The organism is Polaribacter sp. BAL334 (assembly GCF_015767435.1).
In the GTDB taxonomy this organism is placed as follows: Bacteria; Bacteroidota; Bacteroidia; order Flavobacteriales; family Flavobacteriaceae; genus Polaribacter.
Map to the genome: position 1 here is coordinate 1 of NZ_JADWOV010000253.1, position 23,001 is coordinate 23,001.

The 23,001-nt window shown below is 32.3% G+C and carries 19 protein-coding genes; 8 read left to right on the forward strand and 11 right to left on the reverse strand.

Going from position 1 to position 23,001, the window contains the following annotated elements; all coding sequences use genetic code 11:
- Positions 1 to 277: 277 nt before the first annotated feature.
- From IU405_RS04155 to IU405_RS04170, 4 genes are all read left to right on the forward strand, one after another.
- Positions 278 to 1,126: an AraC family transcriptional regulator gene (locus tag IU405_RS04155; protein ID WP_197437352.1), complete on the forward strand. Its 849-nt coding sequence runs from the start codon at positions 278 to 280 to the stop codon at positions 1,124 to 1,126.
- 75 nt (positions 1,127 to 1,201) lie between these two features.
- The gene (locus IU405_RS04160; protein ID WP_197437353.1) at positions 1,202 to 1,915 is read left to right on the forward strand and encodes a hypothetical protein; all 714 of its coding nucleotides are present in this window, start codon (positions 1,202 to 1,204) and stop codon (positions 1,913 to 1,915) included.
- Positions 1,916 to 1,935: 20 nt separating this feature from the next.
- Positions 1,936 to 2,763 (forward strand): MBL fold metallo-hydrolase, encoded by an 828-nt coding sequence (locus IU405_RS04165; RefSeq protein WP_197437354.1) that lies wholly within the window; start codon positions 1,936 to 1,938, stop codon positions 2,761 to 2,763.
- Positions 2,764 to 2,775: 12 nt separating this feature from the next.
- The gene (locus IU405_RS04170; protein WP_197437355.1) at positions 2,776 to 3,183 is read left to right on the forward strand and encodes an ester cyclase; all 408 of its coding nucleotides are present in this window, start codon (positions 2,776 to 2,778) and stop codon (positions 3,181 to 3,183) included.
- A gap of 437 nt (positions 3,184 to 3,620) precedes the next feature.
- Here the strand turns inward: IU405_RS04170 and IU405_RS04175 are convergent, their stop codons facing one another.
- Genes IU405_RS04175 through IU405_RS04190 form a run of 4 tightly spaced genes read right to left on the reverse strand, consistent with a single transcriptional unit; the run spans position 3,621 to position 7,927 of the window.
- Positions 3,621 to 4,736 (reverse strand): efflux RND transporter periplasmic adaptor subunit, encoded by a 1,116-nt coding sequence (locus tag IU405_RS04175; RefSeq protein WP_197437356.1) that lies wholly within the window; start codon positions 4,734 to 4,736, stop codon positions 3,621 to 3,623.
- Positions 4,737 to 4,751: 15 nt separating this feature from the next.
- Positions 4,752 to 5,996 carry an ABC transporter permease gene (locus IU405_RS04180; protein WP_197437357.1) on the reverse strand — a complete coding sequence of 415 codons (1,245 nt, stop codon included), beginning with the start codon at positions 5,994 to 5,996 and terminating at the stop codon, positions 4,752 to 4,754.
- Positions 5,997 to 6,000: 4 nt separating this feature from the next.
- Positions 6,001 to 7,233 (reverse strand): ABC transporter permease, encoded by a 1,233-nt coding sequence (locus IU405_RS04185; RefSeq protein WP_197437358.1) that lies wholly within the window; start codon positions 7,231 to 7,233, stop codon positions 6,001 to 6,003.
- On the reverse strand, positions 7,226 to 7,927 hold the full coding sequence (locus IU405_RS04190; RefSeq protein ID WP_197437359.1) for an ABC transporter ATP-binding protein: 702 nt from the start codon (positions 7,925 to 7,927) through the stop codon (positions 7,226 to 7,228). Before IU405_RS04190 ends, IU405_RS04185 begins: the two co-directional genes overlap by 8 nt.
- A gap of 177 nt (positions 7,928 to 8,104) precedes the next feature.
- On the opposite strand from IU405_RS04190, the gene IU405_RS04195 reads away from it, so the two are divergent.
- Positions 8,105 to 8,521 carry a thiol-disulfide oxidoreductase DCC family protein gene (locus tag IU405_RS04195; RefSeq protein ID WP_197437360.1) on the forward strand — a complete coding sequence of 139 codons (417 nt, stop codon included), beginning with the start codon at positions 8,105 to 8,107 and terminating at the stop codon, positions 8,519 to 8,521.
- Positions 8,522 to 9,178 (forward strand): HAD family hydrolase, encoded by a 657-nt coding sequence (locus tag IU405_RS04200; RefSeq protein WP_197437361.1) that lies wholly within the window; start codon positions 8,522 to 8,524, stop codon positions 9,176 to 9,178. It abuts the gene before it with no gap.
- Between the two features lie 7 nt (positions 9,179 to 9,185).
- Here IU405_RS04200 and IU405_RS04205 read toward each other — a convergent pair whose 3' ends face one another.
- From IU405_RS04205 to IU405_RS04235, 7 genes are all read right to left on the reverse strand, one after another.
- On the reverse strand, positions 9,186 to 9,518 hold the full coding sequence (locus IU405_RS04205) for a hypothetical protein (protein WP_197437362.1): 333 nt from the start codon (positions 9,516 to 9,518) through the stop codon (positions 9,186 to 9,188).
- The gene (locus IU405_RS04210) at positions 9,505 to 10,359 is read right to left on the reverse strand and encodes a sulfurtransferase (protein ID WP_197437363.1); all 855 of its coding nucleotides are present in this window, start codon (positions 10,357 to 10,359) and stop codon (positions 9,505 to 9,507) included. The genes IU405_RS04205 and IU405_RS04210 overlap by 14 nt, the downstream gene beginning before the upstream one ends.
- Positions 10,360 to 10,366: 7 nt before the next feature.
- Positions 10,367 to 11,692, reverse strand: a complete 1,326-nt coding sequence (locus IU405_RS04215) for a dicarboxylate/amino acid:cation symporter (RefSeq protein WP_197437364.1) — start codon at positions 11,690 to 11,692, stop codon at positions 10,367 to 10,369.
- A gap of 380 nt (positions 11,693 to 12,072) precedes the next feature.
- Complete coding sequence (bshA, locus tag IU405_RS04220; RefSeq protein WP_197437365.1) at positions 12,073 to 13,209, reverse strand: N-acetyl-alpha-D-glucosaminyl L-malate synthase BshA; 1,137 nt, start codon at positions 13,207 to 13,209, stop codon at positions 12,073 to 12,075.
- A 134-nt stretch (positions 13,210 to 13,343) separates the two neighbouring features.
- Positions 13,344 to 14,345 (reverse strand): type I glyceraldehyde-3-phosphate dehydrogenase, encoded by a 1,002-nt coding sequence (gene gap / locus IU405_RS04225; RefSeq protein ID WP_197437366.1) that lies wholly within the window; start codon positions 14,343 to 14,345, stop codon positions 13,344 to 13,346.
- A gap of 16 nt (positions 14,346 to 14,361) precedes the next feature.
- Positions 14,362 to 15,345 carry a 6-phosphofructokinase gene (gene pfkA, locus IU405_RS04230; RefSeq protein WP_231749533.1) on the reverse strand — a complete coding sequence of 328 codons (984 nt, stop codon included), beginning with the start codon at positions 15,343 to 15,345 and terminating at the stop codon, positions 14,362 to 14,364.
- A gap of 149 nt (positions 15,346 to 15,494) precedes the next feature.
- Positions 15,495 to 19,925: a translocation/assembly module TamB domain-containing protein gene (locus IU405_RS04235; protein ID WP_231749535.1), complete on the reverse strand. Its 4,431-nt coding sequence runs from the start codon at positions 19,923 to 19,925 to the stop codon at positions 15,495 to 15,497.
- A gap of 171 nt (positions 19,926 to 20,096) precedes the next feature.
- Between IU405_RS04235 and tsaD the strand changes: the two genes are divergently transcribed.
- Together tsaD and IU405_RS04245 are read left to right on the forward strand one after the other, a co-directional pair.
- Positions 20,097 to 21,119, forward strand: coding sequence for a tRNA (adenosine(37)-N6)-threonylcarbamoyltransferase complex transferase subunit TsaD (gene tsaD / locus IU405_RS04240; protein ID WP_197437367.1), 1,023 nt, complete (start codon positions 20,097 to 20,099; stop codon positions 21,117 to 21,119).
- Between the two features lie 3 nt (positions 21,120 to 21,122).
- A complete protein-coding gene (locus tag IU405_RS04245) occupies positions 21,123 to 22,979 on the forward strand; it encodes an LTA synthase family protein (protein ID WP_197437368.1) in 1,857 nt (618 codons plus the stop codon).
- Positions 22,980 to 23,001 lie beyond the last annotated feature (22 nt).

Here is a 23,001-nt window from a genome sequence, read left to right on the forward strand (position 1 = left end):
AAAGAAAAGGAGTTGGTCGTCGAGGAGCAGAATTTACAAATTTGAAATTTAAAATTGTTAAAGATTCAATATCAACTGAATTTATATATAAAACATTTGATAGAATAATAGACTAAAAACGTGCTACAACAATGTATATAAAAAATAGGCGAAATAGTAGTAAATTCGAGGCTTTTGGCTCGTATCAAAGTTTGTACTTAACCGAAAGTTTGGTGCTTCAAAATCGCCTACTTTTCATATACTAACCGTTAGCGGCAATGTTAAGACGACATAGAATATGCAGAAATTAACATTTCAAAGAAATAAGTACGGTAAGGAAATTCTTATTGACACGGTTCACACATCAGAGTTTGCCGTTGACAAAATGGAAGTGCTTCCTGATTTTTATACAATTGCATTTCTGAAAAATTCATCGGGGACAATCAAAATAAATAATCAAACTATTTCGCTTGGCAAAAATGTAATCATCTTCATTCCTGTGTCTCAATTGGTAGACATCAGTAAGGCTACTTTTAAAGACGGTTACTTTATTTTTTTCGAAGGAGAATTTTTGGACAAGTTTTTTAATGAGCAGAATTTTATTTTCAAGTTTTCATACTTTCATAATACCGACAATCCACTTTATTTACAAATAGACAATCAAGAACAAGCCGGTATTTTTGACTTGTTTGAAGAAATACACAAAGAAATTAGAAACTTTCAGCAAGATAGCGAACACCTAATTCGGGCTTATCTGTATCAGTTATTGATAAAGTTGAACCGCCTCTACACCAATTTGCATTTAAAATTAAATTCCAAATTGCTTACGAATGATTACCTATTAAAATTCCGTTACGCCTTAGAAAAAGACATAAAAAAGCACAATGATGTTCAATATTATGCAGATTTATTAGGAATTAGTCGTACTTATCTAAACAAGCTTTGTTTAGATTTTTATGCTAAAACAAGCGTACAGATTATTAAGGAACGACTTGCATTGGAAGTAAAAAAAGAACTTTTATACACTTCTAAAACCAATGCTGAAATTGCATACGAATACAATTTCTCCGACCCTCCAAACTTTACCCGCTTCTTTAAACAAATAACGTCTCAGACGCCACAACAATTTAGAGAGTTGTCAAAATGACAATAAATTTATTGTATTGATAATTTTCACTTTTTAGCCCATCATAACTTTGTTTAAAACTTAAAACAAAGAAAAATGAAAAGGTTATTTATCACATTCAGCCTCTTGGTTTCGGGCTTCATCACGTATGCTCAATCGGTCAAATCTACTGCCAGCCCTATATTTGAAATAGCAGTACGCACAGTAAAGGAGGGAAAAAATGAAGATTTCGAGAAAGCAAGAAAAGCATTTATTGAAAAACTCACCAAAATAAATGGCGTATCCAACGACCGTGAGTTTCAGTCGTTCTATGCACTGCCTACACCCGACAAATTGCCTGTGTTTATAGGCATGACCGAGTACGAATCCAACGCCACACTAGGAGCCGTACAATCCAACAACGACCTGATGAGTAACTTCATGAGTTTTGCCCAGACTATGGACTTGAAGGCCTATGTATTTGTGCAGCCCATAGAAGGAGGAGAGTTTAATCTAGCAACATTGGCAAACAAACAAGGACAAATTTTGGAAATAGCTGTTCGCAGAGTAAAAGAAGGTCAGGAAGCAGAATTTGACAAAATGAGAAAAGCTTTCGTCGCCAAATTGGGCAAAGAAGACGGTGTTGTACAAAGCTGGGAATTTAAAGTAGTTGCCGGACAAAATACCGAAGGTTTAGCTGTTGGAATGACAGTTTATGAAAACCAAGAAAAATTTCAGAAAATAGGTCAAGCTACCCAAACATGGGCAGAAAGTGCCTTCTTTGGAACGTTTGACCCGGTTGCTCTTCAATACGCCTATTCAGTTAAATGAAAATCCTAAAAAAATATAAAATGACAACACAAAATTCAACTTCAATAATCGTAAAAGATTTTAATGGGGTAAAAGTTCATACTTTTTTAGCACCATACGAAGCTGCGGCAAACGCAACGCACATTATCGAAACAGAAAACAAATTAGTTTTGCTAGATACCCACTTCTTAACGCCATTGGCACAAGCTTTCAAAGGATATGCCTTGTCGTTAAATAAACCAATTGACAGGATTTTTATTTCACACGGACACCCCGACCATTATTTCGGTTTGGCTTCGGCTTTCAGTGAATATCCAGCTTATACCCTAACAGGAATTGACAAAGTAATAGCTGAATGGGGTCCCCAAATGATTAAAAATCAGAAACCAATGTTTGGTGATTTAATTCCAAATGAAGTTGTTGTGCCTTCACACACGCTTGAACCAAATACAGAAGAAGTTATTGATGGCTTAATCTATCAATATGAAATGGTAGAAGGTGCCGAGAGCGAAGCTCAACTATTAATAAAACTACCACAAATAGGTGTAATCGTTGTTCAGGATTTAGTTTACAGTGGGGTTCATTTATGGCTAGGCATGGGTTGGTTTGACAAATGGATTTCGGAGTTAGAAAATGTATTAAAAGCAGATGGATATAATTATATTTTAGCTGGGCATGGCTTGCCTTGTGGCAAAGATGAAGTGATGAATTGTATTTACTATTTAAAAGTAGCCAAAGAATTATTTGCAAAAAAACCTTCTGCGGAAGAATTTAAAACTCAACTAATCGCAAAATATCCTTACAGAGAAAGTGCCATGATGTTTGATATGTATTTAGGGTTTTTGTTTGGTCAAATGGGTAGTCACTAAAGTGTAAAAATTATGGTAGAAAGACACAAAGAAATAGCGAGATACATTTCGCAAAAAGTAGTCAATGAAAAGGACTACACTGCCATTGAAGAATATTTAACAGACAATTATGTTTATCATGGACTAGGAGGATTTATTGCTAAAACGCCTCAGGGTTTTATGGAAGCAATCAAAGGTTTTCATTCAGCAATCCCGGATTTGCAATCTGAAATTATTGACATTGTTGGGGAGGGCGACCGCTTGGTGATTCGATTCAATTTTACAGGTACGCATAAAGGAGATTTTTTGGGTTTTCCTGCAAGCGGTGCAAAGCTAAAGTTTGAAGGAATTATAATGAGAAGGTTTGAAAACGAAAAGGTTGCAGAGGACTGGGACTATTTTGATTTTCCAACTGTTGTTGCACAAATTCAATCACACTAGACCAGATAATTTAACCATACACAATAAATCAAGCCGTTCTATTTTTGGGACGGCTTTTTTAATGACAAGAAACACTGCCGCTAACAGCGGTAACTGTTGCACAACCACTTCAAAAAACTATCCAGACGCTTAAAAATCAAAATAAGTATAAAAATAACCTTGTTTAGTGCTTTTTAAGCGAGGTTTATTTTTGGAATAGAGTTGGTTTTTCTAAAAAAGGAGAGGCTTAAAATGAGGCTTTTCGCCTTTAATAAGAATACGTTTTAAGTCTGTTAAAACCTCAAACGTATTATAATAATTAATTATATCAAATTAAATTCATTTGCTATTACTAATTTTAATACATAAAACTGATTATATATCCTAAGAAATTTGAAATGTATAAAACAAAAAAAGGAGCTGAAAATCAGCTCCTTTTTTAAAATTATAGGTAAATCTTATTTTTGTTCTTCTTTTTCGTCTTCTTTGGTTGTTTTATTCCAAATTTTGATTTCATCCTCCATTTTAAGGCCTTTTAAAATTTGAACATTTACACCATCAGAAGTACCTAATTTTAAGGTTCTCTTTTCAAAAGTACCATCTGCTTTTTTCACTTCCACATAAGGCTCTTCTGTTTTAGAATCGAAACGTAACAAGGCTTCTTTAATAGCCAGAACATTTTCTTTTTTCTCCAAAACGATGTCTGCATTTGCACTATATCCTGCTCTGATAAAATAACTATCATCCAATAAAACGTCAGCTTTTATTTTAAACTGAACAGCTCCTGCTTCTTCTGTTCCTTTTGGAGCGATAAAAGTCAATTTTGCAGGAAATTTTTTGCCTTCAATGGCACCAATAGAAACTTCAATTTCTGAACCATTGATTAATTTCCCAACTTCTGACTCATCTACTTTTCCTTCGAAAATCATTTTGTTCATATCAGCAATGGAAGCAATGGTAGTTCCTGCATTAAAGTTGTTCGATTGAATTACTTGATCTCCTTCTTTCACTGGAATTTCAAGAATTGTTCCAGTCATTTGCGCATAAATATTGGTATTTGCAGCACCTGCAGCGCCTGAAGAACCACTTTTAATGATTTGATAATCGTTTTGTGCATTCTTTAAATCTTGCATAGTTTGATTGTAATTCAATTCAATATTTTCAAATTCTTGTTTTGAAATTACGCCTCTTTCAAACAAATTTTTGTTTCTATCCAACGCAATTTTCGCGTTATCCAAAATGATTTTGATATTGTCAACACGACCTTTTGCGCTGATTAACGATTGTTCATTGGGCACAACTCTTACTGTTGCAATCAAATCGCCTTTCACCACTTTGGCACCTTCTAACAATAATATTTTATCAATAATCCCTGTAATTTGAGGTTTGATTTCAATTTCTTCCAAAGGTGTTACTTTTCCTGTAGCTACTGTTTTCTTTAAAATAGTAGTTTTAAAAGGTTTTTCGGTTTCATATTGAATAATACTTTTACTATTCTTTTTCCCGAACCAAATTAATGCGGCAATAAAAAATACCCCAATAATTATTAAAATGATTTTTGCTTTTTTACTCATGATTTGTTGATTGATTTATTCTTCTCTTAATGCTTCTATTGGTTTTACTATGGTTGCCATGTGTGCAGGAATCAATCCAATTAAGGTTCCTAAAACTACTAATGTGGCAAATGCGATGATGATGATTGGAATATTTACTGTTGGGTTTACCAATGCTGCATCTGGACCTTGACCAAACGCTGTGTCAATGACAAATAACACTGCACTTCCAAAAATAATTCCTAACATACCTGCTATGGTGGTTAAAAAAACCGATTCTAATATAATTTGCTGACGTATACTTCTTGGAGTTGCTCCAATAGCTCTTCTAATTCCAATTTCTTTGGTGCGTTCTTTTACGGTAATCAATAAAATATTTCCGATGGCAAAAACACCTGCAATTAAAGTGGCAATCCCCACAAACCATGTTAAAAATTGCATTCCTGTAAGAAATCCTGTCAGTTTTGCGATTTGTGTTCCTAGATTGAATGACCCAAAGGCTCTTTTATCCTCAGGATGCACATTGTGCAAGTTTTTCAATGTTAAAATGACATCTTTTTCCATTTGCTCAATATTGATTCCTTCTTCTGCAGTAATCACCATCCAATCAATATTATTACCAGTATTATACACTCTTTTAAACGTTGAAAACGGAATGTAAGCTGAGTCTCCATCTAAATTGATGGTATTTGAGGGCTCATAAACACCTACCACTTTGTAATTGATATTGTTAATTTTGACATAAGCTCCAATCGGATAAACACCTTTATCAAACAATTGAATGTACATATCTTCTGAAATGACCGTTACTTTTGATGTTGTCAGCATGTCATTTTCATTGATAAATCGCCCGTAAATCAACTTTTTCTTTTGAATTTGATCCAACACTGGATAATCTCCACAAACTTGAAAATTTCCTGATTTAAAATCATGCGTGATTAAATTATTCGTTTGATTTCTTGGTGCTAACAATTTAATTTCTCCTTCAAATTCTCTTTTCAAAATTTCAATATCAGCTTCTTTCAAGCGAAAAGTTCTTCCTTTTTGAAAACCTCTGAAAGGAGTATCTGTTGATTGTGTCCAAACAAAAACACTGTTTGTGGCAAAATCTCCAAACAATTTTTTAAACCCATTTTCCATGCCACGTGCAGCTCCAAGCAACACAACTAATAAGAAAATTCCCCACAAAACACCTATAATGGTAATTCCAGTACGTACTTTATTTTTACGAATACTTCCGTAAATTTCTTGCCAAGAATCTGAATCGAATATAAATTTCATATGCTTAGTCTGCTCTTAAAGCTTCAATAGGTTTGATGTTTGCGGCTCTTTTTGCAGGAATATACCCTGCAATCAATCCTGAAACAATTAATACAATTGTTGCTCCTACAACAATTCCTGTGCTTACACTTGGATCTTTGATGAAATAATCTTTTTCTAAACTATCACCTATCAAACTCAGTAAATACGTTCCTAAAGACAATCCTAAGTAACCTGCAATCGTAGTGATGAAAACAGATTCTTGAACCACCATCCAAACAATTGATAATGGCTGTGCTCCTAACGCTTTTCTGATTCCAAATTCTTTTGTTCGCTCTTTGATTACAAAAATCATGATGTTACTAATTCCGATAATTCCTGCAATCAATGTTCCTGAACCCACCAAAATTACGATTGCATATAAAATTGCCATAAAACTGCCAACATTTTTATTCGCTTCTGCCATGTTTCTTACAGAAAGTGCACTTTGATCATCAGGATGGATATTTAACTTTGAACGCAAATCTCTTTCCAATTGATTTCCAAAAGAAATAGCTTGGTCTAAATTCAAATCTGGATTGTATCCTAAATTAATTTGACTGATGTAATCGTTATTACCATAAATCATTTGCGCAGTAGTAGTTGGAATGTAAGCCAATCTTTCTTCATTATCTCCTCCTTCATCTGAAAAAATTCCTATCACCAAATACGAACTTCCATTCATATTGATTCGTTTTCCCAAAGCAGGTTTTTCACCAAATAAATCTGCTTTTATCAATCGTCCAATTACAATCACTTTTGATTTTTCTTGCAAATCTTTTTCATTCAAATAACGACCTTCATCAATGATTGTTTTTTCTAAAAATTGATGATCAGGATGCACTGCACGAACACTATAACTATTGGCTTCGTTTTTATATTTTAAGGTAAAGTTTTTGTAGATTCTTGCAGATTGGTATTGAATTTTATTTTCATATTCCTCTTTTACATAATTAAAATCATCATTTTTAAGCTGAATAGTTCTCCCTGTTTGCAATCCTTTATAAGGTTTTGATGTTTGCCAAACTCGCACAAACATCGCGTTTTGAGCATCATCTGCAAAAGCACTTTTGAAAGAGTTGCTTAACCCACTGACAATACCAAACAATAACGTAAATAATAAAATGGCAAATGCAACTGTAAATCCAGAAAGCACAGAACGCAATCTGTTTTTATTGATGCTTTGAAAAATTTCCCGCCAACGATCAATATCAAACATGTGAAACTGAATTTGTATTTTTGGTCAATTCGTCACTCACAATTACGCCGTCTTTTAAACGCACAATGCGTTTGGTTTGTGCAGCAACTTCTTCTTCGTGTGTAATTACAAAAACCGTCATTCCTTCGTTATTGATGTCTTTTAGCAAATCCATCACAGAATCTGTAGTCGTAGAATCCAATGCTCCTGTTGGCTCATCAGCCAACACCACTTTGGGTTTGGTAACCAAAGCTCTCGCAATTGCCACACGTTGTTTTTGTCCTCCTGAAAGTTCGTTAGGCAAATGATTTGCCCATTCTTTTAACCCTACTTTTTCTAAATATTCCATGGCAATTTCCAAACGTTCTTTTCTGTTAACTCCTTTATAATAAAGAGGTAAGGCTACGTTTTCTAAAGCAGTTTTATAAGAAATTAAATTGAAAGATTGGAACACAAATCCTAAAAATTTGTTTCGTAAAATCGCCGCTTTTTTCTCATTCATATCTTTGATGAGTTCACCATTCAAGTAGTAATTCCCTTCATCATGAATATCTAATAAACCAACAATATTTAGTAAAGTGGATTTTCCTGAACCAGAGGAACCCATAATAGATACAAATTCGCCTTCTTTGATGTGTAAATCGATACCTTTTAAAACGTGGATGGATTCTTTTCCTATGGGATAGGATTTATGGAGTTTTTCTATTCTAATCATCTGTTGGTTAATTATTTTTACGAAAGTATTCAATATTTTAAGGCATGAATACTAAGTATTTGTTAAAAGCTATAATGACTTGTTAACAAAAATAAGACGTATCAATTCAAAAAATGTTACAGCGTTTTTGAAAAACTTGCAGTATTTTTGTGTGATTTTTAAAATTAAAATAGCTAAATGATTGATTTCCCAAAAGATAAAAAAATTATTCTCACTGATGGCGTGTGTAATTTGTGCAATAGTGTTGTTTTAAAAATCATCAAATATGATACAAAAAACACTTTTTTGTTTGCAAACCTGCAATCGGAAGCTGGAAAAGAATTGACCAACTATTTAGGAATTGATACCAAAAAAATAGATGCCATTATTTTGTACGAACCAGGAATTGCCTATGAAATTAAAAGCAATGCAGCACTAAAAATCATGCAAAATTTTGGAGGAATTTGGAAATTCACCTATGCACTGCGCATTTTTCCTGTTGGTTTTCGAGATGTGATTTATGATATTATTGCCAAAAACCGCTATCAATGGTTTGGAAAAAAAGAAAGTTGCATGATGCCAACTCCCGAAATCAAAGCTAAATTTTTAGATTAAATGATACTTCCAAAGCAAATTCAATGCATCATTTTTGATATGGATGGTGTGATTATTGATTCCGAAGAAATCCATAAAAAAGCATATTTTGAGACTTTTGAAGCAGTTGGAGTGCCTGTCTCTGAAGAATTGTATAAAACATTTACAGGTTCTTCTACTTTGAATGCATTTCAAAAATTGGTACAGCATTTCAAATTAGACATAAATCCTGAAAAACTGGTATTAGATAAACGTAAGCGTTACGTGAATTATTTTGAAAATGATCCTACCTTACATTTGGTTTCTGGAGTTGAAGATTTGATAAAAAAAGCCCATCAAAAAGGATTGACATTGATTTTAGCTTCTTCTTCAGCCATGGAAAACATTGAACGTGTTTTCAATCGTTTTCAATTGCAAGCATATTTCACTGCGAAAATTAGTGGTGCTGATTTAAAAGCATCCAAACCACATCCTGAAATTTTTGAAAAAGCAGCAATGATGTCAGGAATTTCTAAACAAAATTGTGTGGTAATTGAAGATTCTGACAATGGTATTGAGGCTGCAAACAGCGCAGGAATTTTTGTATTTGGATATAAAAATCCGTTGGCTGCTGATCAAACATTGGAAAAAGCAGACTTGATTATTGATGATTTAAGAGAAGTTGAAAACTATTTTTAGGTACAAATTACCCAATAATCTTCTTTAACATTGCAAACAGATTTTTCTCAAAAATATCCACAGTTCCATCAGCAAAAAAAACATTTTTGATATCTCTTATAATGGCATCTTTTTCTGATTGTGATAAATTATTTTCAGAAACATACTGCTGAATTTTATCCAACTTTTGGTCTTCAGAATCCACAACTACTTCTGTATGAATTCTGTGAAATGTCTTGTCATCAACTTTTGATAAAATAAAATTCAACTCTGCTGAATCTTCAAAATAATCGCAATGAGCCGCATACAAAAGCACGTATGCTAAAAATTCCTCTCTTGTCCAATCGTTATTTTTCATCATATATTTCAATGGGTAAATTTGGTAAAGTGCCCCATTCAGTCCAAGAACCATCATAGACTGAATGATTTTTGATTTCTGCAATTTCAGTGCTCAACGCTAAAACTGAGGCTGTAATTCCTGATCCACAAGAAAAAACCATGGCTTTATTTGAAGGGTTTTTTGATTGAAAAACCGCTTGTAATTCTTGTTTAGATTTCATTTTTGTACCATTCAAAATAGCGGTGTGTGGCAAACTCACTGATTTTGGAATTCGTCCACTTTTCACTTCTTTTCTGGGTTCAGGTTCTGTTCCGTAAAAACGACCTTCTGAACGTGCATCTACCACCAAGCTTTCATTTGAAGTAAGATTTTCAAGAATATCATTGACAAAAGAAATCTTTTGTGATTGATAATTTGATGTGAAATTTCCTTCAGAAAGTTTCTTTTCTGTAGGTTTTTCAATGGGTTTATTTTGTGCTTTCCACGCAGGAAATCCACCATCTAACACTGCAATATTGGTAAATCCCATCAATTGAAACATCCACCAAACTCTTGGACTTGAATAGATTCCTAAATCGTCATACACCACTATACAATGTTCTTTTTGAATTCCGAATTTCCGAGCTTTCTCCTGAAATTTTTCTGGAGATAATATGGTATTTGGAAAAGGTGCATCAGCATCTGAAAAATCATTCAAATCAAAAAATAAGGCATTTATGATTTGAAATTTTTCTTCAATTACTTCCAATTTTTTAGCACCAACTTTAGGAATTGTTGCGTCCAAAATAAGAAGTGATGGATTGTCTAAATTTTGAAACAACCAATCTTCTGAAACTAATGGAGAAGGAACTTGTAAAGACATCGTCATCTTATTTTATTTCATCTAAATTGTCATCCCAATTTTTAGGTTTTGGGTTCCCTAACTTTCCGATAGAATTTGCAATTAATACTGAAACAGTTGCATCTCCAGTAACATTTACCACAGTTCTACACATATCTAAAGGCCTGTCAACAGCGAAAATCAACGCCAAACCAATGGCCAATTTATCAGAGGGAAAACCTATAGATTCTAGCACAATAACCAACATTACCATTCCTGCACCTGGCACAGCAGCTGAACCTATGGAAGCTAATAATGCTGTTAAAATGATGGTTAATTGATCAGCAAAAGTCAAATCGAAACTCAATGCTTGCGCAATAAAAACGGCTGCAACAGCTTGATATAAACTTGTTCCGTCCATATTGATGGTTGCGCCAACAGGCAACACAAAACTAGAAACTTCTTTATCAACACCAATATGTTCTTCTACTCTTTCCATAGTTACAGGCAAAGTTGCGGCACTTGAACTTGTGGAAAAAGCTAATAATTGAGCAGGACTTAATTGTTTTAAAAACCAAAACGGATTCATTTTTGTGAAAATACGAATGATGACAATATAGAAAGAAATCATCAGTAATAATCCAATCACCACAGTTCCAGCATATTTTAATAACGCCACTAATAAATCAGGATCATCTGAAGAAACAACTACATTTGCCAACAATGCAAAAACAGCATACGGTGCAGAAAGCATGATGATATCTACCATTTTCAGAATTACTTCGTTCAGTGAATCAAAAAAATCTTTCAAAGGTTTTGCTCTTTTTTCACCAATCAGTAACATAGAAATTCCGAGGAAAATGGTAAAAAAGATGACTTGTAACATGGCAGAATTATCAACCATCGCTTTCAAAGCATTGTCAGGAACAATATCTACTAAAAATTGTAATGGACCTGAACCTTTTTGCTTGGATGCTTCTGCTAATTTTGATTGCACATCTCCACTATTTGCGTAGGTTTCTGTTAATTTTTGAATTGTTTCCTCTGAAATTCCATCTCCAGGTTTTAAAACATTTACCAATAATAACCCAATGGTAATGGCAATGACAGTTGTTCCAATATAAATTGACATGGTTTTTAATCCAATATTTTTGAATTTTGAAATGTCTTTTAAATCAGAAATACCCTTTACTAAGGAAGCAAGAATTAAAGGAATTGCGATGAGTTTCAGCAGTTTTACAAAAATTGTCCCAAAAGGATTGATCCAATTGGCAACGAAAATAGCTCCTCCATCAATGGTTGTCATTCCCAATCCAAAGAGAATTCCGACAATCATTCCTATTAAAATCTTCCAATGTAATGCTAGTTTTTTCATGTGTGTAGTTCAATAATTATCAGTTTGAAAGGTAAAAAAATAATTAGAATATACAGTATGATTCTCGATTTTATTGAGAAATTCTTAATAAATCACAAAAATCAAGAAAAAAACTATGGATTTAATTAAAAGTATGTAATTATAAATTGATGAAAGAAAAAGTAATTTTAAAATAGTATTAATATAACTTTTTGGGTGTAATTATTTTATTGGATGATAGATTTTTTTTGCCACGAATTCACAAATTGTAAGAATTTCATCACCATAATTGTTTTCATCTTTGATGAAAATTCAAATTTATTGGATTTGTTGTAATTAAAAATCCTTCAATTCGTGGCAATTTCATTTTAAAATTCAATTACACCTAAAAGGTGAATATATTATGATACTTTGGTTTTATAACAAGATTTATACACTTCTTCATACACAGGCAAGATATTTTGAATGGAGAATTTTTTGGCATGCTCAAGTGCATTCAATTTAAATTGATTCAGTATATCATCGTTTTTTAAAATAGAAATTGCATTTTTTGCCATGTCATCAATATCCTCTAAATCACTTAAATAACCTGTAACTCCATGAATATTGACTTCTGGCAAGCCTCCTGTATTTGTAGAAATTACTGGGGTTCTTGCAGCCATGGCTTCTAAAGCTGCCAATCCAAAGCTTTCTGTTTGTGAAGGCAACAAAAACAAATCAGAATAACATAAAATTTTGGTAACTTCTGTACTATTTCCTAAAAAATAAACGCTGTCTTTAATTTTGAGTTTTTTGGTCAAGTTTTCCGCTTTTATTCTTTCAGGTCCTTCACCAACTAATAATAATTTGGAAGGAATTTCTTTTTGAACTTCATAGAAAATTTTGATTACATCTTCTATTCGTTTCACTTTTCTAAAATTACTAATATGCGTAATGATTCGTTCCTCTGGCTTTGCCAAAGCATTTCTATTACACTCTTCATCTTGTGCTTTTTCGTATTTTTTGATATCAATAAAATTATAAATTACCTGAATTTCTTTGTTTACATGAAACAATTCATTGGTAGTTTCTTTCAAATTATTAGAAACTGCAGTCACCACGTCAGAATGATTGATGCTGAATTCAACAGCTGCTTTGTAGGTTGGATGACTTCCCACTAATGTGATATCAGTTCCATGCAATGTAGTAACCACTTTGATATTGATTCCTTTTTCCAACAACATTTGTTTAGCCATGTAGGCTGCATAGGCATGTGGAATTGCATAATGCACATGCAACACTTCTAAATGGTATTTTTTGACCACTTCCACCATTTTACTAGACAACGCCAATTCATAAGGCTGGTATTGGAACAATGGGTATTCTTCAATCAATACTTGATGAAAATGCAATTTGTGAGATAAAAAATCCAAACGAACAGGCTGATTGTATGTGATAAAATGCACTTCATGACCATTGTCTGCCAAAGCCATTCCTAATTCTGTTGCCACTACTCCACTTCCTCCAAATGTTGGATAACAAACAATACCTATTTTCATTTTTTTTGATTGATTTTTTATGCGCACTTTTTCAGTCGTAAAGATAAAGGTAATCTAACAGTTTCATTCTTAATAAAAACAAAAAAACCTACAAAAAAGATTTGTAGGTTTTTTTTTATATAATGCTAGGTTCTTTATGAAACTGAAGCTGCATATTCAATTAAATCAACAATTTTTGTTGAATATCCCATTTCGTTATCATACCAAGAAACTACTTTTACAAAGTTGTCATTCAAAGCAATTCCAGCTTCTGCATCAAAAATTGATGTTCTAGTATCTCCAACAAAATCTTGAGAAACCAACGCTTCTTCAGTGTATCCTAAGATTCCTTTCATTTCATTTTCTGAAGCATGTTTCATAGCTGCACAAATTTGTGCGTAAGTTGCAGGTTTTTCTAATCTTACAGTTAAATCAACTACAGATACATCCATTGTAGGAACTCTGAAAGCCATTCCTGTTAATTTTCCGTTCAACGCAGGAATTACTTTTCCTACAGCTTTTGCAGCTCCTGTTGAAGAAGGAATGATATTGTGCAATGCAGCTCTTCCACCTCTCCAATCTTTTGATGAAGGACCATCAACCGTTTTTTGAGTTGCTGTAGTAGCGTGAACAGTTGTCATTAACCCTTCTACGATTCCGAAATTGTCATGCAACACTTTTGATATTGGTGCTAAACAGTTGGTTGTACAAGAAGCGTTTGAAAATATTTTAATATCAGAAGTCAATTCTGTGTGGTTTACACCCATTACAAACATTGGAGTATGGTCTTTTGACGGAGCAGATAAAACAACTCTTTTTGCTCCAGCTTCAATATGTTTTAAAGCAGTTTCTTCAGTTAAGAAAAATCCTGTTGATTCGATTACATAATCAGCACCAACTTCTCCCCATTTTAAGTTTGCAGGATCTCTTTCAGCAGTAATTCTGATTTCATTTCCGTTTACAACTAATTTTCCGTCTTTTACAGAAACGTCACCTTTGAATTCTCCGTGAACAGAATCGTATTTTAACATGTATGCTAAATAATCCACTTCAAGCAAATCATTGATAGCAACTACTTGTACATTTTTTCTCAATACTGACGATCTAAAAGCTAGTCTTCCTATTCTTCCAAATCCATTAATTCCTATTTTAATCATAATTTTAAATATTTATTTACACAGACATAATGTCTGAAACTCTTATTAATTCTTTATCTATTTTTGATTGTCCTTTGATTGCTTGCTCTAATGGTGTTAAAGCAATTTGATCATTTAACAATCCAACCATATAGTTCGATTTTCCTTCTAGCAAAGTTTCAACAGCTTTTACACCCATTCTACTTGCTAAAACTCTGTCAAAACACGAAGGACTTCCTCCTCTTTGTAAGTGACCTAACACAGAAACTCGTACATCGTACTCAGGCATGTGTTCTTCAACATAATCTTTTAGTTCAAACACATTTTTTCCTGATTTATCGCCTTCAGCAACAATGACAATACTTGATGCTTTTCCTGATTGTTTACTTCTATTTAAGGATTCTACCAAACGCTCTAAACCTAAATTTTCTTCCGGAATTAAAATTTCTTCAGCACCTGCTCCAACACCTGCATTCAATGCAATATGTCCTGCATCTCTTCCCATTACTTCAATAAAAAATAATCGATCATGAGAACTTGCTGTATCTCTAATTTTATCAATAGCATCAACAACTGTATTTAATGCAGTATCATAACCTAAGGTATGAGAAGTCCCTGCAATATCATTGTCTATTGTCCCAGGAATTCCAATTACAGGAAAGTTAAATTCTTTATTAAAAATAATAGCACCTGTAAAAGTTCCATCACCACCAATTGTGATAAGCGCATCAATATTTGCCGCTATCAAATTATTATAGGCTTTTTGTCTTCCTTCTTTGGTCATAAATTCTTTTGACCTTGCAGATTTCAAAAATGTTCCTCCTTTGTTGATGATTCCTTTTACACTTCGTGCATTCAATTCGATAAAATCACCAGAAATCATTCCTTGATATCCATGATAAATACCTACACATTCTATTTCGTGATATGAACACGTTCTTACTACAGCTCTTATAGCGGCGTTCATTCCTGGGGAATCTCCTCCAGATGTCATGACACCAATTCGTTTTATTTTTTCCATAATATAATAGCGTAAAATTACGGCTTTTTAATGACTTCAACTAAAAAAACTACGAAAACGTTATAGAGCAAAACCCCTTTGTTTACAAGAAAAAATCATTTAGTTTCGCCAAAAATTTTACATTTAATTGATTGACTTTAATTCATTTATTAATCTCCTGAAATATTGTTTTTTACTTCTTCTTTTTTACCAGTTTCAACCTTTTTTTCTTCTTTTTTAAACTTTATTTTTCGTCTAATTTTTGTTAATAATTCTGAAAAATTATTAAAGTTTACTTGATATGTCAAACCAATTCCTTGGGTATATCCTATTTCTTCTGTAGAATATTGAATTTCATTTTGTCTGTTGAAAATTACACCTCTAAAATTTCCTTCTTTATTCAATAAAAACTCCACTTTTACTTCGCCAATTACACTTGATTGTGTTTGCGAACCAACAGGAACTCCCAATTCACCATTGATAATAACTCTATCACTTAATTGTGTGCTGAAAGAAACATCCACTTGATCGTCAATGATTAAATTATTGATGTTATTCGCTCCTTGCTGATAATCAATTCCTAATTGAAATTTACTATCAGGACTATTTATCAAACTAGAGAAAGCGGCTGCAATAGCACTTGAAGCTGTTCCTGTGATGCTATTATTGATATCAAACGAAACACGATCTGGGTTTCTAAACGTTCCAAAAGCCAACAAGGAAATGAATTGCGTTGTTTTTTCATTGATATTATTATCATTTAAAATAAATTCTAACTCATTTGCAATGGTTGGATCAACATTCGTTAGTTTGATGTCTAATTCTTGTTTTGAGCTAAATAATCCTCCTGAAATTCGGGTTACCAAATCAATATTTTCTTTTCTGGTAGAATTGTAATTTTCCAATAAAACTCCAGGATTTGCTTTCGCTTTATAAATGGCAGTTACATCTAAATTAGCTTCATATGGATTTCCATTCCAAGAAACTGTTCCTCCTTTTTGAATGATAAAAGGCTTGTTTATGATTCCTCCATACTTAAAATCATACACTCCACTATCAATTGTAAAATCGCCAAACATATTAAACATGCCTCTTGTATTGATGCGAATTTGCAAATCTCCTGAACCTCTTCCTGTTAATTTACTTCCATAGACTTCATCAATAACAACTTGTGCTTCTGCGTCTTTAGTTACCTGAATATCAATATCTAAAGAAAGTCCTTTGATGGCATCTTCTGCTACTTCTCTTTGTCTATCTTCAATTTTTAAAGCGTCTGATTTAAAATGAATTAGCCCAAAACTATCCACAGTTTCTATATCTTTTAACGGAACAACAAAAACTGTTTTTGGATTTGTTTTGGCATTTATTTCAATAGATAATTGATCTGTAAGACCTGAAATTGTTGCAGTACCATCCATAAAAGCAGTTCCATAAAAAAGGGCTTCTTCTGTATTTTCTGTATCTAAAACCAATAAGTTTTTTGTGTCAATTTTTAAATCTAAAAACCATTGTTCAAAATTTCTGTGAGAAATATTGCCACTTAAAATTCCACGTGTTTTGTGTTTGGTATCAAAAATTTTTAAATCTTCTAGAATAAAGGATTGTTCTAACAAAGAAATCGTTGATTCGCCTTCAAAATCATAATCTACATTCAAATAAGGGAATTTTAATCCTGCATTTTTAAGTGTTAAAAAGCCTTCCATTTCAGGATTTCCTAAAAAACCTATCAATGTAAAATTTCCTGAAACATTTCCTCTTAACGAAGAAATTACATCTTGACCTAAAGGACTGAAAGCATCTAAGGTATAATCTTCCATAAAAACCTCTAAATAAATCAATGGTTTTTTATCTGAAAAATCGAGACTACCAATGGCTGCAATGCTTCTTACTCTTTCATTACTGATAGATAAATCAACATTGTATTTTTGATAAGAATTATCTCCTTTGATATTGATGGCCAAATCTCCTTGTTTGAATTTATTAACCTCAAAATCCTTGATTACTAAAATGGCTTCAGGATTGTAAACATTGTCTTTTTTGATAAAATCAAGATGTCCTGTTACATTTCCGTTCACTGCCAAACTATCTATTTTTGGCAGAAAACTATCCAAATTCACTTTGTTGAAATCCGCTAGTAAATAAATTTCTTCTGAGCCTTTGAGATTTCCTGTAAATTCAATTTTTTGTTCTCCTGAAACGATTTTAAATTGGCTAAAATTGAACTCGTCTTTTTTCAAATCAAAGGTGATTTTGTCAATATTTGTCTCATCAGGTTTGATGGTCCAAGCCGTGTTTTTAAACACAAAAGTGGATTCTTCAAAACCAACTACCGATTTTTTTTCTTTGTTAATTGTATAGAAAAAATCCAAGTTAAAATCTTCTTTGTTATTTGGACCGCCTTTAAATTCGGATTTAAAAAACAACGTGTCATTTTCTGTTCTGTTTAATAAATTCAATTTGGAAACATTGTAGTATTTCGTATTGACTTCAGAGGCTGTTAAATGGGAATTATACAACGGATTTTGATTGTCTGTCCGCAATAAAACATCTTTCAATTCATTGCCATAAGCGTCTATTTTAGGCGATGAAATGGTAAGCTTTAATTGATTTTTATTGGATTGAATTTTACCTTTTATTTTGGTGTTATTATCAATAGAAACTTCAGGAAAAAAAACAGTAATTATTTGATTGTAAATGGTAAAATTAAAGTCAAGATACTGATTTGGAGCAACTTTATAAGGTTCGTAATTGTTGTAAATGCTTCCTAACGCATTTTGCGAAACTTGGACAATTTCATCAAACGAAAATTTTCCAGTCAAATATCCTTTTGCAATATCTTCCGAATTTACTTCAATTGTTTTGATGGAATCTTTAACGGAAGACGTGAATTTAAATTCTTTGAAACTAAATTCTTGTTTTTCATTTGTATAAAAAATATTTTTAAATGTAGCATTTCCAACAATATCATCAAACGTATTTCCTTCTACATCAATTTCAATAATTCCTTTCAATTTTGAAATAGAATCTCTTGAAAAGAGATTGGTGTTTTTTAAATTCAAATAGCCAATTTCGGAGGTGAAATCAAATCTATTGACTTTGCCAGATAAATCAGCCAACCCATTGAATTTCATCTTAAAATTCTCATCATCAATTGTTAAAACACCATCAAATTTGTTATTTTGATATTGTCCATTTGCATTGATATTTTTATAATTGTAGTAATTATAAACGAGTTGAGAAACATTTCCATTGAATTTTGTATTGATATTATCCAATCGAAATCCACTTCCTTTTACAGTTCCATTTAAAGAAACTTTTCCGAAAGTTGCATCGTTAAACAAAACGCCAATTCTAAAATTTTCCAACGAAACTTTTCCACTATACGTAGCAAAATCAATGTTATCAACATTTCCTATTTCCAAATCAGCAATTGCTTTTCCAATACTAGAACTCAAAATTACATCCGCAATTACTTGAGTGGGTGTTGCAAAAACAGTTCCTTGCAAATTAAATTGACCTAATTTATCAAAAGAAGAAGGCAAGGTTTTTCCCAATAAATTGGGCAAAATATTTTTCAGCTCTTTTTGAGTAGCAATCATATTTTTGAAATCTCCCTGAAAAACAAAACCATTTTCGCTATTAACAGCATTTACAAAACTCAAATCTCCTTCAATTCTAATTCCTCCTTTTGTGGTCAGTTCAAAATTTTCTAATCCAAAATTATTCAAAGTTCCCTCTAAATTTCCATGAAAATCAAGACTGTGTTCGCCTGATAATTCTCCATAAAACTTTTTTAAATCCTGAATAGCCAAACTACTTTCAGAAAAATCAGCTTTGATGTTCACTTTGTCATTAAAATCGACCAAATCTTCACGCTTATAACTTAGTTTGATATCGCCAACAATTGATGAAAATTCAGTTTGTAAAGTGGTATTTTTAAAATCCATTCCTGATAATGAATACCTAAAATCAGTTGACAAATTTGTGACTTTCAAATTGTAAGAATCATTGAAATACAAACCTCTAATATTTGAAGAAAAATCAGGCCCAACAATGGAAAAATCTTGCAAATTTCCACCAGCATTCAAAATTTGATAACCAATAGAATCAATTTTATTGGCATCTATCAATTTGAAATTCAGCTTATTGATATAAATGTTAGATGATTTTAAAATAAATGGAGGCGTCAAAGAATCTCTCGGTTTTCCATCATCAAAAAGTTCAATAAAGATGCTTAAATTATCATTGGTTTCACCTTTGTAAGTCTTCAAATGAAAATCAACACCCTCCAAAGAAATGCTTTTTAAATTGACTTGATTGTCTAAAATTCGCTTAAAATTAAATAGAGAAGTTCTTAATTTTTGAACATAAATCAAGGTATCTTGATGATGATCTTTAATTTTTACTCCTTTTAAATTGACACTTCCAATAAATGAAAAATCGACTTTTTCAATTACGATATCCGTTCCAAAGTCTTCATTGATTTTCTCGGTAACATAATTGCCAATTTTTGTTTGAACATAAGGAATAGAAAAAATGATGCTAATGAATAGCAAAAAGAGCACAAAATACCCCAACCATTTTCCTAATTTTCGAAACAATTTTTTGATGACGATTGATTTTTTAACTGTTAATGACAACTTGAAATAATCAAAAATATTGCCAATTTCAACAAAGTTCGTACAAATGTAGCAAACAATAAAATTCTATAATTAAAATTTGCGGGCTTCCTTAAAATTATACTTAATTTTGTGTCAAATTTTTATAAAAATATGGAACAACCCATTTATATATTGGGAATTGAATCTTCTTGCGATGACACAAGTGCTGCAGTGATTTGTGATGGAAAAGTATTGAGCAATGTCATTGCCAATCAAGAAGTTCACGCACAATATGGAGGTGTTGTTCCTGAATTGGCTTCAAGAGCTCATCAACAAAATATTGTTCCTGTTGTGCAACAAGCTTTGAATCAAGCAAATATCTCAAAAAATCAACTTTCTGCAGTTGCATTTACCAATGGCCCAGGATTGATGGGGTCTTTATTGGTGGGAACTTCGTTTGCCAAATCATTGGCTTTGGGATTAACTATTCCTTTGATTGATGTCAATCATATGCAAGCACATATTTTGGCTCATTTTATCGAAAATGATTCACCAAAACCACCTTTTCCATTTATTTGTTTGACAATAAGTGGAGGACATACCCAAATTGTAAAAATTACGGATGAGTTTTCCATGGAAATTTTAGGAGAAACCATTGATGATGCTGTTGGAGAAGCGTTTGACAAATCAGCAAAAATTTTAGGATTGCCTTATCCTGGTGGCCCTTTGATTGACAAATATGCACAGTTGGGAAATCCGAAAGCGTTTCCTTTTTCAAAACCTCAAGTGGCCAATTTGAATTTTAGTTTTAGCGGATTAAAAACAGCAATTTTGTATTTTCTTCAAAAAGAACAACAAAAAAATCCTCTTTTTATAAAAGAAAATTTGAATGATATTTGTGCCTCAATTCAGTATACAATTGTTGAAATTTTGATGGATAAACTTAAAAAAGCAGTGAAAGAAACTGGCATCAATCACATTGCCATTGCTGGTGGAGTTTCTGCCAATTCAGAAATCAGAAAACGTTTGCAAAATGCTGAAAAACAGTTGGGTTGGAAAACCTATATTCCAAAGTTTGAATATACCACTGATAATGCTGCAATGATTGCTATTACTGGATATTTGAAGTATTTGAGAAAAGATTATGCCGACATTTCCACTGCTGTAAAAGCGCGATTAAAAGTAACAGAGTAACCTATGAAAAACTTTAAAAAAAGTCTTATTTTTTTGCTTTCCTATACCTTTTTTTGGGTTGGATATTTTGTTTTTGCGCGTCTTTTTTTCCTAATCTATTATATTGAAAAAACAACCGAAATTGGATGGTTAGAAAGTCTTAAAACCTTCTTCTTTGGTTTTCAGCTTGATCTTTCTTTTGCTTCTTATTTGAGTGCTATTCCTTTTTTACTCTTTGCTTTTTCAAAAATAATTGCCACTAAGAAAATCATTTTTGTGATTAATTATTTTACCTATTTCTGTCTTATTTTAATAAGTCTATTACTTTTTATAGATGCAGGATTGTATCAAGCTTGGGGAATTCGTTTAGATACTTCACTTTTACCATATTTAAATACACCAGAGTTGATGATTTCCTCTGCATCAAAGACGCAATTAATTTCAGGAATCATAGGTTGGATTGTGGTTTCAATCTCTTTTAGTCTTCTTTATAAGTGGATTGTTTTACCAAAATTAAAAACTGGAATTTATAAAAGTTGGAAAGAATTTCCTGCATTTTTATTGATTTTTGGAGCTTTGGTGATTCCTATTCGTGGCGGATTTCAATTAATTCCTGTAAATCAAAGCAATGTGTATTTTTCTGAAAACATGTTTGCGAATCATGCATCCTTAAATTTTACTTGGAATTTTTTCAACACTATTGCGCACAAAACAGATGGAAAAAATCCCTATGTTGCTTTTCCAACAGTCATCGCAAATACCATTATTGAAAACTCAAGAAACCCATTACTGACTTCTCCAAAAAATGATATTTTAACTACTTCTAAACCCAATATTATTTTGATTCTTTGGGAGAGTTTATCAGCAAAAGTAGTAGGTTCCTTGGGTGGTGAAATTGATGTAACACCCAATTTGGATTTTCTTTCAGAAGAAGGAATGTTGTTCACCAATTTTTATGCTAATGGAGATAGAACAGACAAAGGAATTCCTGCGATTTTAAGTGGCTATTATCCACAACCTGTGGAAAGAATCATGCGTATGCCAAACAAAACAAGAAGTTTGACAATGTTGCCCAAAAAAATGTATGAATTAGGTTATGAAACTTCTTATTATTATGGAGGTGACTTGAATTTTGGCAATATGAATACCTATTTAAGAAATGCCGGAATTTCAAAAATTGTAGATGGAAATGATTTTGATGAAGAAGACTGGAATTCAAAATGGGGTGCTCATGATGATGTTTTTATGCAACGTTTTGAAGACGATTTAACTACAGAACAAAAAGAACCTTTTTTTAAAATTGCGTTGACATTGTCTAGTCATGAACCCTATGAAATTAAAGGAGCCTATAAATTTGGAAAAGATACTGAGGACAATCTTTACAGAAGTGCGCATCATTACACAGATAGTATTATTGGGAAATTTGTTGATTTTGCAAAAACGCAAACTTGGTATGAAAACACACTAATTGTGATTATGGCCGATCATGGACACAGTTCTCCTGAACACGAAGGTCCTTATTTTTCTCCAAAAAAATTCCATATTCCTATGCTTTGGTTAGGAGGAGCTGTTAAAAAACCAGGTACAAAAATAGCTATTGTTTCAAGTCAGGTTGATTTTTCTTACACTTTACTGCAATTATTAAACGGAGATGTAACTGGCTTTGAATTTGGAAAAAATTTCTTTCATAAATCTGATAAGCAATATGCACATTACACCTTCAATAAAGGATATGGAACTATTTCCGAAAATGGTCTTTTTTTATATGATTATGTGAGCAAAATACCCATTTTGTCTGAGGGAAAAAATGCTTCAAAATTAGATTCCCTTGGAAAAGCGATTACCCAAATGTCATATCAAGATTTTTTAGAAAGAAAATAATTTAGTTACTTTGAAACTGAAA

Coding starts and splice junctions, on each gene's coding strand:
- IU405_RS04155 (WP_197437352.1), top strand. CDS start 278: ATGCAGAAATTAACATTTCAAAGAAATAAGTACGGTAAGGAAATTCTT.
- IU405_RS04160 (WP_197437353.1), top strand. CDS start 1,202: ATGAAAAGGTTATTTATCACATTCAGCCTCTTGGTTTCGGGCTTCATC.
- IU405_RS04165 (WP_197437354.1), top strand. CDS start 1,936: ATGACAACACAAAATTCAACTTCAATAATCGTAAAAGATTTTAATGGG.
- IU405_RS04170 (WP_197437355.1), top strand. CDS start 2,776: ATGGTAGAAAGACACAAAGAAATAGCGAGATACATTTCGCAAAAAGTA.
- IU405_RS04175 (WP_197437356.1), bottom strand. CDS start 4,736: ATGAGTAAAAAAGCAAAAATCATTTTAATAATTATTGGGGTATTTTTT.
- IU405_RS04180 (WP_197437357.1), bottom strand. CDS start 5,996: ATGAAATTTATATTCGATTCAGATTCTTGGCAAGAAATTTACGGAAGT.
- IU405_RS04185 (WP_197437358.1), bottom strand. CDS start 7,233: ATGTTTGATATTGATCGTTGGCGGGAAATTTTTCAAAGCATCAATAAA.
- IU405_RS04190 (WP_197437359.1), bottom strand. CDS start 7,927: ATGATTAGAATAGAAAAACTCCATAAATCCTATCCCATAGGAAAAGAA.
- IU405_RS04195 (WP_197437360.1), top strand. CDS start 8,105: ATGATTGATTTCCCAAAAGATAAAAAAATTATTCTCACTGATGGCGTG.
- IU405_RS04200 (WP_197437361.1), top strand. CDS start 8,522: ATGATACTTCCAAAGCAAATTCAATGCATCATTTTTGATATGGATGGT.
- IU405_RS04205 (WP_197437362.1), bottom strand. CDS start 9,518: ATGATGAAAAATAACGATTGGACAAGAGAGGAATTTTTAGCATACGTG.
- IU405_RS04210 (WP_197437363.1), bottom strand. CDS start 10,359: ATGTCTTTACAAGTTCCTTCTCCATTAGTTTCAGAAGATTGGTTGTTT.
- IU405_RS04215 (WP_197437364.1), bottom strand. CDS start 11,692: ATGAAAAAACTAGCATTACATTGGAAGATTTTAATAGGAATGATTGTC.
- bshA (WP_197437365.1), bottom strand. CDS start 13,209: ATGAAAATAGGTATTGTTTGTTATCCAACATTTGGAGGAAGTGGAGTA.
- gap (WP_197437366.1), bottom strand. CDS start 14,345: ATGATTAAAATAGGAATTAATGGATTTGGAAGAATAGGAAGACTAGCT.
- pfkA (WP_231749533.1), bottom strand. CDS start 15,345: ATGGAAAAAATAAAACGAATTGGTGTCATGACATCTGGAGGAGATTCC.
- tsaD (WP_197437367.1), top strand. CDS start 20,097: ATGGAACAACCCATTTATATATTGGGAATTGAATCTTCTTGCGATGAC.
- IU405_RS04245 (WP_197437368.1), top strand. CDS start 21,123: ATGAAAAACTTTAAAAAAAGTCTTATTTTTTTGCTTTCCTATACCTTT.